This is a genomic window from Flavobacteriales bacterium, assembly GCA_025210295.1.
Lineage (GTDB): Bacteria > Bacteroidota > Bacteroidia > Flavobacteriales_D > Parvicellaceae > S010-51.
Map to the genome: position 1 here is coordinate 23,709 of JAOASC010000040.1, position 15,071 is coordinate 38,779.

Sequence of the window (15,071 nt, forward strand, 5' to 3'; positions counted from 1 at the left end):
ATTGTTTTGAAATACTTTTACACTTTTGTTGTGAATTATTAAAAATTAAGGATAAAAACTTCTTTTATAAAGCTTTAATAAGGCTTATTGGGTATTTGAGAATAAAGAATTTTATTGGAAAGGCTATAAAAACAAAAAACTTCAACATCTCAATGCTGAAGTTTTTTTGATGAATGGTTTGCTTAATTTCTCAATTTATAGTTTACAGGAATTGTATATTTTACTTTAACCGTTTTTCCTCTTTGTTTACCAGGTTTCCATTTTGGCATTTTCTTTATCACTCGAATAGCTTCTTTATCCAAATGTTTATTTTTTCCTTTTTCTAATTCTACATTAGTAACATTTCCATCTTCGTCAATGATAAAACTGATAAAGACTCTTCCTTGAACACCATTATCTCTACAAATGGATGGGTAGTGAACATTTTTTGAAATAAATTTCATCATGGCTTGAGGTCCTCCAATAAACTCTGGCTTTTCCTCAACAGCAGCAAAAGGAAGTGTTGGGTCTACAAGTACAATATCCTTATCATCACCTTCAAAGTCAGGTAATTCATTATCAATATCAAAACCAGTTTTTGGATTTGGGTTAGGGTTGGGGTCTGGCGTAGGATTAGGTTTGGGAGTAATAGGAGGGGTAGGTTCTGGTGTAACAACAACAGGTCCTTTTTTAGCCATGCGCTGACGGTTTGCAGATGAGCTACTTTTAGGTGCTGGTTTCACAACCATTACTTCATTAATAGGCTCAAATAAGTCCTCATCTCCTAAAGCACTAATAGGTTGTATTCGAACATCACTTTTTAACCATTCAAAAGATTCTAGTGTAATTCCAAAGGCGAAAATAAGCCCAACTAATAGTAACGTTGGACGTTTAGATTCCAAGTTTGCTGTTTTACTTTTTTTTAATTCCATAGCATTAATTTTTATTGATTTTTAATGCTTGAAATAGTGCAAGAATTAGCCCAAACCTTAACAGATTTTTAACAAGTGAATAAACGGTTAGTTTTGTTATTTAACGGTTTTTAACAAAAAATAACGGTAGGTTTTAGAAATAAAAGAGGAGTAAAAACAACGAATAATAGTTGTAAATCTTACGATAAATCTTTCTTGATGATGTCTGGACGCCTTTCTTTTGTCCTTTTTTCAGCTTGTTCCATTCGCCAGTTTTCCACTTTGTTAGGATCTCCACTCAATAAAATCTCAGGAACTTTATGTCCCTCATAATCTGCTGGACGAGTGTAGACAGGAGGGGCTAATAAATCGTCTTGGAAAGAATCCGTTAAGGCAGAAGTTTCATCATTTAAAACTCCAGGGATTAATCGAATAATACTATCAGCTAAAACCGCAGCAGCCAACTCTCCACCAGATAATACATAGTCGCCAATAGTTATTTCTTTAGTTATAAATAAGTCTCTAACACGTTGATCCACGCCCTTATAATGTCCGCAGAGAATAATAATGTTTTCTAAGGATGACATTTGATTACTAATGGTTTGAGTTAGTCGTTCTCCATCAGGAGTCATGTATATCACTTCATCATAAGTTCTTTCCGATTGCAGTTGTTTGATACAATCTGCTATCGGTTGAATAGTCATCACCATTCCAGCCCCACCTCCAAAGGCATAATCATCAATCTTACGATGTTTATTGGTGGTATAGTCCCTTAAATCATGAATTTTAACCGTAACCAATCCTTTGGTTTGAGCACGTTGTAAAATAGAATCCGCAAAAGGACTTTCTAAAAGCGATGGTACAGCAGAAATAATGTCTATTCTCATAATTGGCAAAGATAAACAACTTCTAATTATAAAATCATATCTGAATACTTAAGAATCGTTGAGTAGCCTCTTTCTTTAAAATAACTAATTGATGTATCATTTCCAGTAACAAGGATAAAATCACCTCCCCAAGCTCCTAATGATTTGATAACTCCATCTTTATAATCACTAAAAAGCTGCTCTGTAATAGTGGGAACTCCTAAAACTTTTGATAAAATTACTTCATGTTGTGTAATGAGCTCTTCAAACTCGGCAAGTGTTGGAGTAGTAATAATTTGATGGGTTATTAAGCTGATGTCTTTTACTGCCTTATTGATCGTTTTCGGATCTTTATTTTGAAGGTACTTTTTTATTTCGTTATAACTACTTTGCTTTTGATTAAGGTGAATAAAGTAAAGCTGTTCTTTATAGGGTGGTATAAAGTTAACAGTTGTAACTCGTGGATTTTGATTGTTAATCAAATAGGTTACTGGTAAATTGTTTTGAGCAGATGCAATATCATAACCGCTGCCATTAAAAACACTAAAGTGGAGTGTAAAAGGATTAATTGAAAACCATTGAGCAATGTTGTTAATTAATGTGGAACTACTTCCTAATCCCCAATTTTGAGGAAATTCTAATGTTGTTTTAACAATGTAATCAAAGTCAATTGATAGTTGAGTTGGATGAAGTTGTAATGCTGCATTTAGAATCCGGTTAAGATTTTGAGCTATAGCATTATCAGAATGAGTTGTTAGCTTTCCTTCACTGAGTTGAAATGTGCCTTTGAACCAAACTTCTTGTTCATTAGAATAGCTGGTCCATTCTATACCTCCATTACCTTTTTGGGTTTGAACAGAAAGAGATTGCCCAAATTGAGTAGGTAACGTCAGAACCAATGCATTATCGAGCGCTAAATATTCGCCCGTAAGCATTAATTTTCCATTGCTTCTATACGATTTTACTTCCACTCTTTTGATGTGCGATATACAGAACCTCTAAAGAAAGCTACTTTTTCATTGTTCTGATTCGTAATGGTTATACTATAAATACCTATTCTGTTGGTTAAGCTCAGTTCTTCAGCTTCAGCAATTAATGTGTCTCCCACATTGGTAGATTTAGTATGAGAGATCGAAGTTTCAACGGATAACGATTGCCTTCCATAAGAATTTGAGGCCAAAGCTAAACAAGTATCTCCTAGAGAATAGGTAATTCCTCCATGAGTAATTCCAAAGCCATTGAGCATTTCTTTTCGTACTTCCATTTGAATTTTACAATACCCTTCTCTAATCGCTAGTACTTCAATTCCTAACCAATCACTAAACCAATCTTCTTTTAAAAGGTTGTTGATAACGATTTCAGGTTTAGTAGCTTCTTTTTCCATGTTATAATGATAAATTAATGATTGACAGCAGCGCTTACAAAACTCAAAAATAAAGGATGGGGATTAATTACAGTACTTTTATATTCTGGGTGGAATTGAACGCCAACAAACCAAGGATGATTAGTGATTTCAACTATTTCAACTAAGTTGTTTTCAGGGTTAATCCCACTAGCTTTCATCCCATTTGACTCAAAGTCTTTTAGGTATTTATTGTTAAACTCAAAACGGTGACGATGTCTTTCTGATATTTCTGTTGTCTGGTAAACGTTAAAAGCCGTTGTATGTTCTTTAATTGTACAAGGGTAAGCTCCCAAGCGCATGGTACCTCCCATATCACTGATGTTCTTTTGTTCTTCCATCATCGCTATTACAGGATTTAATGCCGATTTTTTTATCTCAACGGTGTGGGCATCTTCCAGCTTAAGAACATTTCGAGCAAATTCTATCACAGCGCATTGCATTCCTAGACAAATACCTAAGAAAGGAATCTTATGCTCTCTAGCATATTTAACCGCTTGTATTTTCCCCTCAATACCTCTTGTTCCAAAACCAGGTGCTACAAGTATACCAGATAACCCTTTTAATTCATCTTCTATATTTTCAGCAGTTAAATCATCAGATGCAATCCATTTCAAATTAACTTTACATTCTTTAGCTGCTCCAGCATGAATAAAAGCTTCAGAAATTGATTTGTAAGAATCTTTTAACTCTACATACTTACCAACAAGTCCAATCTCAATTTCTTGTTTAGGGTTTTTATGGTGATGTAAAAACTCTTTCCATTTACTCAAGTCAGTTGTTGAATTAGGTGGCATTTTTAAATGCTTTAAAACAACCTCGTCTAATTTCTCTTCTTGCATTAAGAGTGGAACATCATAAATTGTATCAGCATCAATAGATTCTATTACAGAAGATAATTCAACGTTACAAAAACGAGCAATTTTGGTTCTAATATCTTTATTTAGTGCGTGTTCTGTTCTACAAACTAAAATGTCTGGTTGCACACCATATTCTAACAATGTTTTAACAGAGTGCTGAGTAGGTTTTGTTTTTAGCTCTTCAGAAGCTGCTAAATAAGGAATAAGCGTTAAATGGATAAATAAAACTTCTTCATGTTGTTCCCATTTTAATTGTCGAATAGCTTCTATAAATGGTAAAGATTCAATATCTCCAACAGTACCTCCAATTTCAGTGATGACAAAATCATAAGCCCCCTCGTTTCCAAGAATTTGGATATGTTCCTTTATCTCATTGGTAATGTGTGGGATCACCTGAACCGTTTTTCCTAAATATTCACCTTTACGCTCTTTAGAAATTACTGATTGATAGATACGACCAGTAGTAACATTGTTAGCTTGAGATGTAGGAACATTTAAAAAACGCTCGTAATGTCCTAAATCTAAATCAGTTTCTGCACCATCTTCAGTGACATAGCATTCACCATGCTCATAAGGGTTTAGAGTACCTGGATCAATATTTAAGTAAGGATCTAATTTTTGAATGGTAACAGAATAGCCTCTCGCTTGTAGAAGCTTAGCTAATGAAGCCGATATAATTCCTTTACCTAATGAAGATGCAACCCCTCCGGTTACAAAAATATACTTCGCTGATTTTGACATGCCCGTATTTTAAAAAGATATAATATATGTGTAATTCTAATACGGGTCGTAAAGTTAATCATAATAATTGGTTTTAAAGGAGGAAACACTTAAAAAGACTTATTAACAATTCAGAAAAAACTAAAGTATCTTTTTGAATCTCAAATCATTTCAATTATTTTTGTACTGTTGAGATGATTATATTTTTTAGAATATTACTGGTGTATGCAGGTATGGTAACTTTTTTACATGCTATTATTCCTCATAGCCATCATATTGATGAGCTTGCATCAGCTCATGAGCATGGTCATCATCATCATCATGAAAAAAGTTTATTCGATATTTTAGAGTTAGCCTTTCATAATAGCCAAAGTTTTGGCGCTACAGATTCATTCATTATCGATGAAAATTTTAATCAAGATCATTATACAATTCAAGAGCCATTGTTATTAAAATGGTTAAGAGAACAAGAGCTATTTGTTTATTATACAATAACTTATCTAGAAGTAGTTGGAAGTTCTTCTTATTCTGGGTTTATTGAAGAACTCCGGGGACCTCCAAATCATATTGTATAATTACTCCATTTTTTATAAGAGCATCAACTAGCTTATTAGTTGTGTAATTATACATACCATCACGTGTTATTTCTAGCGTTATATTCTATTTAGGGTGTTCTTTATAGGGATATAATGCCATTTTCTAGGATGAATATTTATTCAAATATTCCATCACTTATTTTATAGTTATTATGATAGATAAACTAATCGCTTTTTCCATAAGGAATAAGTTAATTATAGGAGTATTTATCTTGGGGTTAATAGGCTGGGGAAGTTATTCTTTAAAGCAAATACCCTTAGACGCTATTCCTGATATTACCAATAACCAAGTTATGGTAATTACACAAGCTCCCTCTTTAGCGACACAAGAGGTAGAGCAATTGATAACATCACCAATTGAAATTTCGTTTTCAAATTTGCCAGATGTTGTCGAAATAAGATCCGTCTCTCGTTTTGGTATTTCTGTGATTACAGTAGTATTTGAAGAGGATGTTGATACATATTTAGCAAGGCAACAAATAACAGAACAGCTAAAACTCATTGAAGAGACTATTCCCCAGCACTTTGGAACTCCTGAGTTGGCTCCTGTAACTACTGGGCTAGGAGAGGTATTCCAGTATATATTACACACCGAACCTTCTTATGATACCCTATACAATGCGATGGATTTGCGTACAATGAACGATTGGATTGTCAAAAGACAATTAGCAGGGACAAAAGGAGTGATTGAAGTAAATGGTTGGGGAGGCCAATTAAAGCAATATGAAGTGGCTGTATCTACAGCTAAATTGAAGAGTTTTGATTTGAGTATTCAAGACATTTATACAGCACTCAATCAAAATAATGAAAGCTCTGGTGGAGGATATATTGAAAAACAATACCATACCTATTTTATTCGAGCCAATGGAAGAGTTCAAACATTGGATGATATAGCTTCTATTGTCGTGGGATATAGAGAAAATGTTCCTATTCTAGTTAAAGATATTGGAGAAGTCAAGTATGGAAGTGCCCCAAGATTTGGAGCAATTTCATGGAATGGGAAAGGAGAAGTTGTGTCTGGACAAGCATTAATGTTAAAAGGCGAGAATTCTTATGCCGTAGTTAATGCAATAAAAGAGAAATTAGAGACCATACAAAATTCACTGCCTGAGGGAGTTGTTTTAGAGCCATTTATGGATCGTTCTGGATTGATAGAAAGAGCTATTGGAACAGTAACCAAGAATTTAATAGAAGGCGGCTTAATCGTGGTGTTTATTTTGGTGTTATTATTGGGGAATTTTAGAGGCGGATTAATTGTAGCCTCTGTGATTCCTTTAGCTCTATTGTTTGCTTTGGGCATGATGAATTTATTTGGTGTTTCTGCTAATTTAATGTCTTTGGGGGCAATTGATTTTGGATTAATTGTAGATGGAGCAGTTATTATTGTGGAAAGTATTGTTCATCGTTTAAATCAACGAGCAGAGAAAGAAGTATTTACCCAAGAGGAAATGAATGAGGAAGTAAGAAGTTCGGCAGTTAAAATAAGAACCTCAGCAGCTTTTGGTGAAGTCATTATTTTAATTGTATACATTCCTATCATGGCCTTGGTTGGAATTGAGGGAAAAACATTTATACCCATGGCGCAAACGGTAAGCTTTGCAATTTTAGGAGCATTAATATTGTCTTTGACTTATGTGCCGATGATGTGTGCATTGTTTTTAAGTAAAAGAAAATCGAAAAGGATCTCAGTAGCTGATCGAATCATTGCTGTTTTACAAAAGTTATATGAGCCTGTATTGAAAGTAGTGTTAAAGATTAAACTGATAGTTATAGCAGGGATTTTAGTCTTGTTTTTTGCAAGCGTGTATACATTTAATCACCTTGGAGGAGAATTTATTCCAACTTTAGAAGAGGGAGATTTTGCATTGCATCAAATTTTACCTCCTGGGAGTTCTCTATCTCAAAGTGTGGCTATATCAACAAAAATACAACGACAATTATTAAGCGATTTTCCGGAGATAGAGCATGTTGTAACGAAAATAGGAAGTGCAGAAGTGCCAACAGATCCCATGCCAATGGAAGTGGGAGATGTGATGGTGAAAATGAAACCTAAACAAGAATGGCAGTATCAAACGAAAGAAGAAATGTTTGAGGCTATGCGAAAATCGCTTGCTGTGATTCCAGGCGTTCAGTATGAATTTACACAACCTATTCAGATGCGATTTAATGAGTTGATTTCTGGGGCTAGAGAAGATATTGCAGTGAAGATATATGGTGAAGATTTAATAGAGCTTTCTGAAAAAGGCAAAAAAGCAGAAGAGCTAATTAAAAAAGTGTCTGGAGTTGCAGATGTAAAAGTTGAACAAGTAACAGGCCTTCCTCAGATATCTGTAGATTATAATCGGTCTAAAATAGCTCAATATGGAATAACCATTAATCAAGTGAATCAAATCATTGAAACAGCTTTTGCAGGTGGGATAGCAGGAGTTGTTTTTGAAGGAGAAAGAAGGTTTAATCTAGTGGTTCGTTTACAAGAAAAGGAGCGTAATAGTATTAATGATGTTCGAAATTTATTAATTCCAATTTCTGAAAAAGCCCAAATTCCTCTAAAGGAAATCGCAACAGTTGAATTTAAAAAGGCTCCAATGCAAATATCAAGAGAAAACTCTAAAAGAAGAATCACTGTTGGTGTAAATGCTAAAGTTCCAGATATTGAGGGAGTTGTAACAGCCATTGATGAGGTGTTGCAAGCAGAGTTAAAGTTAAAACCTGGTTATTATATAGAGTATGGCGGACAGTTTGAAAACTTACAAAAAGCATCAAGCCGATTAATGATTGCTGTTCCTATCGCTTTATTATTGATTTTTATTTTATTGTACTTTACATTTAGGTCAATAATCCAAGGGTTGTTAATCTTTACAGCTATACCACTTTCGGCCATAGGAGGAGTTTATGCTTTGTACATAAGAGAACTGCCTTTTAGTATTTCAGCTGGGATAGGTTTTATTGCTCTTTTTGGTGTAGCTGTTCTTAATGGAATAGTGTTAATAGGTTATTTTAATCAACTAAAATCAGAGGGGGTTGATGATGTTACCGAACGTATAATTGAAGGAACTAAAGTGAGGTTACGACCTGTATTGATGACTGCATTGGTTGCGGCGTTAGGGTTTTTACCAATGGCTGTATCGGTTAGTGCTGGTGCTGAGGTACAAAAACCTTTAGCAACAGTTGTAATTGGAGGGCTACTTAGTGCAACAGTATTGACGCTGTTTATCTTACCAATTCTGTATAGTTGGACAGAAAAACCTAGACCAAGTGTGTTTAATTATAAAAACATTACAGGAATATTAATATTATTGGTTGGTACAACGTACAGTCAAGAAAATGTTGTTGAGTTAGATCTCAATAAAGCAGTTAAGATAGCGAAAGAATATCATCCCATTTTAAAAGCTGAACAACTAAAAATAGAACAGCAAAAAGCTGTTAACCGAGCTAATTTTCAATTTGAAAAAACCTCAGTTGATTTTAATTATGGACAAATCAATAGTTCGTTAATGGATTATCAAATTGCTATAGCTCAAAGTTTTAAATTCCCATCTTTTTATCAACAAATTGGAGCATATAATAACGCAAGTTTAACAGTTGCTGAACAAAAGAAAGGATTAGTAGCAATTGACTTAGAATATAGAATAAGAAAATTATATATGGAGTTACTTGCTACAAAGGAGGGGATAAAAAATACTGAACAGTTGTTGACTTATTATGATGAATATTTGACCATCGCTCAAAAAAGATTGGAAGCAGGAGAAGGGACAGCGATAGAGCATTCCAGTGTAGCAATGGAAAAATTCAAGATGCAGGCTGCATTAAAAAACTTAAGAAAAAGTTACGATGGATTATTAAATCAGTTAAAATTAGATTTAGGGATTACTGCTACCATAGAATTAACTGAAAATAAGTTAGAGCAAATTAGACTGGATGCGCTTGATACTTTGGTTAAGAGTTTACCAGTAGTTCAGCTAGCAGAGCAAGAGGTGATGTTAAATAAGTTAGGAGTAAAAGTTGAACGCTCAGCTGCTCTTCCTGAACTTTCTTTAGGCTACTTTAATCAACAAATTGATGGAGTAGTCGGTTTAGAAGGGATTAGTGTAGGTTTAAAGATTCCGCTCATCTATCAAACAGGAAAAGGGAAAATTCAAGCAGCAAAACTTAGAGAGGAAATTTCTTTTCAAGAATTAAAAAATAAAGCGTTGTCATTAAATAAACTACTAACAAAAGAGTTCGCCATAGCAGAACAACAGTCCACTCTAATCAGTTTTTATGAAGAAGAAGGAATGCCAATAATAGTCAATTTGGTGAAAGCTAATAGAAAATTGCTCCAAGAAGGAGAAACGAATTATATCACTTACTTAAATGCTTTAAGGGAGCTTAATACTATTCAACAAGAACAGTTGAATTTAATAAAAACCTATAATGAGAGCATTTTAAATATACAGGTACTAACAGGTACTTTTTAAATCAAACGAGAAATGAAATATATACAGCTATTAATCACAACTGGAGTTTTACTTTCCAGTTGTTTAGAGAACAATACTTCCCCAAAAAATGACCATAATCATAACCATGAAAACCATGGACATCACGAAGAAAATAGCCTTGTAGAATTGACAGAAGAACAGTTGAAACTCATGCAAATTGAAGTTGGAGTTCCAGAGGAACGGTACATTTCAACTTCAATAAAATCAACTGGAGTATTGGAATTACCACCTCAAAATAAGGCCAGTTTAAGTGCAATAGCTGAGGGGAGAGTAAAATCAATACATGTTACAGAAGGTGTAGCTGTTAGAAAAGGAGAAGTCTTAGCTTTAGTCGAAAATACTACTTTTATAGTGTTACAACAAGAGTATTTAACACTCAAACAAAAAGGAGAAGTACTGAGGCAAGATGTAGAACGAAAGACTCAGTTACAAAAAGATAGCATTGTTGCCCTCAAAGTTTTACAAGAGGTTATTGGAGCGTATGAAAATAATCAAATAAAAATAAAAGCATTAATTGCGCAAATGGACTTATTAGGAATCAATAGAGAGAAGGTGGATGAAGGGAAAATAGTTAGTCATATTCCAATTAAAGCTCCAATCAATGGCTATGTTCGAGTTATTAAAATCAACATGAATGCATACGTTCATCCAGGAGATGTGTTGTTTGAAATAGTTGATAATGAGCATTTGCATATAGATTTAATGGTTTTTGAAAAGGATATACCTTTTATTAGAAAAGGACAGCGTGTTACATTTTCAATGGCTCAATTTCCTAATAAAATATATGAAGCATCTGTTTTTGCTGTGGGAAAAGCGCTGGAAGAAGAACAAAGGGCGATGCGAGTTCATGCAGAATTAATCGAAGAATATCATTCTTTATTACCAGGAATGTATGTAGATGCTACAATTCATTTTGGTAGCAAAAAGGAGTTAGCTATACCTACAGATGCTTTTGTAGAAGAGAATGGAATGTTCTATGTTTTTATCAAAAAGGGGAATCATCAAAAAGGGGTTTATACCTTTAATAAAGTAGCAATCTCCAAGGGGAAAACGTATGGAGGATATAGTGCTGTTAAGTTATCTGAAAAATTGAAAGTAGACTCAGAAATAGTCACCAAAGGAGCGTTTTATCTTCTTGCTGAACAGAATAAAGAAGCATTTGAACATTCTCATTAAACAAGTAAAATCAAGAATAATGCAACTAATTTTATATATTTGGCGTCAATCTACGAGAAAAGAATAAATAATTATGAAAAAGCTACTACTACTACTGCTACTTATACCTTTTAGTTTTATTACAAGTTGGGCCTCACATATTGTAGGAGGAGATATAAGTGTACAATGGCAATCCCAAAATAACTATACCATTACAGTTAGAGTGTATAGAGATTGTGAAAATGCTTTAGTTTCTATGCCTAGTGACGTTGAGGTTGGGATATATGAAATCGGAACGAATAATCAAATAGCTACCTATACAATCAATAGGACAACACTAAACAATAACTTAAGTTTTGGAGATGCTTGTTATACACCTACAGATATCTGTGTAGATGAGGGTATTTTTGTTTCAAATACTATAACAATTCCAGATTTTGCTGCAGGTTATTACCTTTCTACTCAACTCTATGCAAGAAATAGTATTATCGATAATATTGATAGTCCAGGTTCTACAGGAATGACATTTTTTGCCGAAATTCCAGACCCAGCCTTTGGGCAAAATTCTTCTCCAGATTTTGGAGCGTACCCTTCTGATGCTTATTTATGTGTAACTGGAGTCAAAGAGTTTTCATTTAACCTAACTGATGCAGATGGCGATTCATTAGTGTATTCATTGGTAGATCCTTTAGCTTCAATTGGGACATCTGATGGAACAAACGCAGGAAGTGGAGCTTATCCTTATTACTCATCTATTACTTGGGATACAGGATTCAGTTTAGCGAATATTTGCGGAGGTTCTCCAGCAATGTCAATTAATAGTCAAACAGGCGTGATTACTGCTGCACCAAATGTAATAGGTGTATATGTATTTGCGGTGAGAGTTGAAGAATATCGAAATGGCGTAAAAATTGGAGAGGTAAGAAGAGATGTTCAGTATGCTTCATTGGCATGTACATTAGATACGCCTCCTACAATAGATTTAGAAGATACAGTAGATGTATATGTCGCTTCTTCTATTTGTATAGATGTAATGTCTTCAGATTCTGATGGAACAGACACCATTTATTCGCAAGTTTTTTCTGATGATTTTGATGTAAATGGTACCTATGTAGCTCCAGATACATTGAATAACAATCTTTATTATTTAAATTATGGAGGGAATGATACCTTATGGATTAATCATTTAGATACCGTAAATAATGTATATGAGGGAATAGGAGAAATTCCTTTAAGATACTGTTGGACAGCATCCTGTTTGGATGTCGATTCTATTTATCACTTGAATATCTTGTCTTATTCTTTAGGTTGTTCAGGGTCTGATACTACAGAAAAAGATGTAGCAGTAAGAGTTGTATATAATCCGTTGCCTTTTGAACTGAATGTACCTAGTAACCTTTTTGTTTCCTATTCAAATGAATTATGTTTTGATGTGTTAACGCAAGATACTGCTGGGACAGGAGAAATACTTTCGCTTAAACCACTTTCTTCTAACTTTGATCACCTTGGTTCTTATGTTGCGCCTAGTCAATTAAACGGTCAAAGTTATTATGCTCCATTTATGGGACAAGATACCATGTGGATTAATAACCATAGTTACGATGGGAATGGAACGGTTTCGGCTATAGGAAATGTTCCAATTAAGTATTGTTGGACACCAAATTGTGATGATGTATTTCAAACGGAATTTGATATAGAATACCAAGCTTCAATTACACTGTGTGAAATACATAGTCAAAACAAAACAATGCATGTAACAGTAGAACCGCCTCAGGGAGAAGTAAAACCTGTAGCTAATGTGTTTACCCCAAATGGAGCAGATGGTAATGATTATTTTAAATTAGATGGAACGAGTGATCCTTGTTATGATGTGATGGATATTGAAATTTTTAATAGATGGGGTAAAAAAGTCTTTGAAAGTACTGATCCGCATTTTAAGTGGGATGGAAAGCATCATAAAACTGGATTAGATTGTGCTGAAGGGGTTTATTATGTGATTATTGATGGAACTTATGGAAGTCAATACGATTTACAAGGTAACAGAATTCCAAATGTTGTAAGAGATCAGTTTACAGTCTATTTAATGAGGTAAAATTAGATAAAAGAGAAAAGTGTATCTATATATAACTTTAGGATTATTCTTAGCTCTTTTAGCATTATTTTGCTATGCCATATTTAGAATTTTTTATGCTTATGCATTAAACTATTATATCAAGTGGAAATGTTCTAAATATAAAGTAAATACGTACGCTCCAATAAAAAACGAGAAATCAAATGTAAAGTTTTGGTTCAACAAGTCTTTTTATGATTATCAATACGTCTATTACCTTTCACCTTTTAAGCAAAACTTATGGGGTGTTTCAATACTAAAAAACAAGTCCTTTAATAGGTATCTTTCTATTGATCAATTTAATGTAATAGTGGTATTGGCTTCGTTTCATTTGGTTACTATAGACCAAAAGTTTACTGTTAAGGAATTGAAACATATCGATAACTTCTTTAGTACGTTTTTGAATAAGAATAAAAAGGATGACTTAATATGGTTATTAGGTTTGTACAAAAAGAATAATATTAACTTATCACGTGAAAAACGAGATAATTCAACTTTAAAAGCCTTGGTTAAAGGAGCGAATATTTATTTTACAACACAACATAAATATACTTTGCTTTATTATTTGTTTGAGCTTGCAGAAGCTGATAAAGCCATTGAGAATAAAGAATTGAAATTTATTTTTAGTTTAGGACAAAATATAGGGCTTTCAAAGCAAGACCTTAACTCGATTACTTCATTATACTTTAGTTCATATATACCGTTTCCCGAAGCTAAGAGCTCAACTCAAACAGAGAAAGAAAAAACAACTTATTCTAGTCATAAAACAGTATCCAATTATATTGCTCAATCAAAATTGCAAAATGCCTTGTCAATATTTAACTTAGAAGAGTCAGCTACTTTTGAGGAGATTAAAGCCAAATATAGAAAGATGGTTAAAAAACATCATCCAGATCGCGTAGCTCATTTAGGTGAAGAGCATGTTAAAAAAGCAACAGCGCTATTTAAACAAATCACTGTAGCATACCAATATCTTGAACAAGTGAAAGGTTAAAATTAAAGTATGATAGTATTATTATTGATCTTTTTACTAGGAGTAGGTTTTAGTCTTTATTTCAATACCGTTGAAGAATATATTAGGACAGAGTCAATCAAGAATAAAATCAATACTTATTCTCGACAAAGTTCAATAAAAGATACAAACGTTCAGTTTTGGTATAAGAAATCATTTACAAAAGAGTTTCATAAATACATTTATGATCTTTCTCCTTTTGAGAGTAGTCTTTGGCTAGTTTATATGACTAATCGTAAAGCATTCAATAGGTATTTATCTATAGACCAGTTTAATGTAGTTGTTGTTCTTTCATCATTACATTTAGTCATGTTGGATGGTGTTTTTGCTAAAAAAGAGTTGCACCATATTCATAAATTTTATAAAAGTTTTTTAGATCAAGAAAAACATAGTGATTTAATATGGCTGCTAGGACTGTATAAAAGAAATAAAATTAGTGTTGTTACCAGAGTAAAAGAGAATTGGGTAATTGAAACTTTAATAGAAGGAATTAATCGTTATTTTTTAACTCAACATAAATATACTTTAATTTATTATTTGTTTGAGTTAGCTGAGGCTGATAGTCAAATTTCTAAAAAAGAATTAGCATTTATATTTCGTTTGGCAAATGGTATAGGACTATCAAAACAAGAATTAAATACCATTACCTCTCTATATTATAGTAATTATATTCCTTATCCTGAAGCTGGTTTTGCTCAACAAAAAAGCGAAAAGAAACAAGCGAATAATCGCCAAAAATCAAAAGGTAAAACACAGCGTATTGTAAAACAAACAAAATTAGAGAATGCTCTGTCAATCTTTAATTTAGATGATTCTGCTACTTTAGATGAGATAAAAGTAGCGTACAGGAAAATGGTCAAAAAACATCATCCAGATCGAGTGGCTCATTTAGGAGAGGAGCATGTCATAAAAGCAACTGCTTTTTTTAAACGGATTACCGTTGCTTATGAGTATTTAGAACGTGCAAAAGGGTAGCGGGTAA

The 15,071-nt window shown here is 33.4% G+C and carries 11 protein-coding genes; 6 read left to right on the top strand and 5 right to left on the bottom strand.

Annotated elements, in window-relative coordinates; all coding sequences use genetic code 11:
- Positions 1–182: 182 nt before the first annotated feature.
- From N4A35_11575 to N4A35_11595, 5 genes are all read right to left on the bottom strand, one after another.
- Complete coding sequence (locus tag N4A35_11575; protein ID MCT4582049.1) at positions 183–911, bottom strand: energy transducer TonB; 729 nt, start codon at positions 909–911, stop codon at positions 183–185.
- Between the two features lie 179 nt (positions 912–1,090).
- Positions 1,091–1,777 (bottom strand): tRNA (guanosine(37)-N1)-methyltransferase TrmD, encoded by a 687-nt coding sequence (gene trmD / locus N4A35_11580; GenBank protein MCT4582050.1) that lies wholly within the window; start codon positions 1,775–1,777, stop codon positions 1,091–1,093.
- A 26-nt stretch (positions 1,778–1,803) separates the two neighbouring features.
- Positions 1,804–2,727, bottom strand: a complete 924-nt coding sequence (locus N4A35_11585; GenBank protein MCT4582051.1) for a GYDIA family GHMP kinase — start codon at positions 2,725–2,727, stop codon at positions 1,804–1,806.
- Complete coding sequence (locus tag N4A35_11590) at positions 2,718–3,140, bottom strand: hotdog fold thioesterase (GenBank protein ID MCT4582052.1); 423 nt, start codon at positions 3,138–3,140, stop codon at positions 2,718–2,720. Before N4A35_11590 ends, N4A35_11585 begins: the two co-directional genes overlap by 10 nt.
- Before the next feature lie 14 nt (positions 3,141–3,154).
- Positions 3,155–4,759 (bottom strand): CTP synthase, encoded by a 1,605-nt coding sequence (locus N4A35_11595; GenBank protein ID MCT4582053.1) that lies wholly within the window; start codon positions 4,757–4,759, stop codon positions 3,155–3,157.
- A 212-nt stretch (positions 4,760–4,971) separates the two neighbouring features.
- Between N4A35_11595 and N4A35_11600 the strand changes: the two genes are divergently transcribed.
- From N4A35_11600 to N4A35_11625, 6 genes are all read left to right on the top strand, one after another.
- Positions 4,972–5,313: a hypothetical protein gene (locus N4A35_11600; protein MCT4582054.1), complete on the top strand. Its 342-nt coding sequence runs from the start codon at positions 4,972–4,974 to the stop codon at positions 5,311–5,313.
- A gap of 173 nt (positions 5,314–5,486) precedes the next feature.
- A complete protein-coding gene (locus tag N4A35_11605; protein ID MCT4582055.1) occupies positions 5,487–9,791 on the top strand; it encodes a CusA/CzcA family heavy metal efflux RND transporter in 4,305 nt (1,434 codons plus the stop codon).
- A 12-nt stretch (positions 9,792–9,803) separates the two neighbouring features.
- Entirely contained in the window at positions 9,804–10,988 is a 1,185-nt protein-coding gene (locus tag N4A35_11610) for an efflux RND transporter periplasmic adaptor subunit (GenBank protein ID MCT4582056.1), read from the top strand.
- Positions 10,989–11,061: 73 nt separating this feature from the next.
- Positions 11,062–13,059, top strand: coding sequence for a gliding motility-associated C-terminal domain-containing protein (locus tag N4A35_11615; protein ID MCT4582057.1), 1,998 nt, complete (start codon positions 11,062–11,064; stop codon positions 13,057–13,059).
- 19 nt (positions 13,060–13,078) lie between these two features.
- Positions 13,079–14,071 (top strand): DnaJ domain-containing protein, encoded by a 993-nt coding sequence (locus tag N4A35_11620; protein MCT4582058.1) that lies wholly within the window; start codon positions 13,079–13,081, stop codon positions 14,069–14,071.
- A 9-nt stretch (positions 14,072–14,080) separates the two neighbouring features.
- Positions 14,081–15,064, top strand: a complete 984-nt coding sequence (locus tag N4A35_11625; protein ID MCT4582059.1) for a DnaJ domain-containing protein — start codon at positions 14,081–14,083, stop codon at positions 15,062–15,064.
- Positions 15,065–15,071 lie beyond the last annotated feature (7 nt).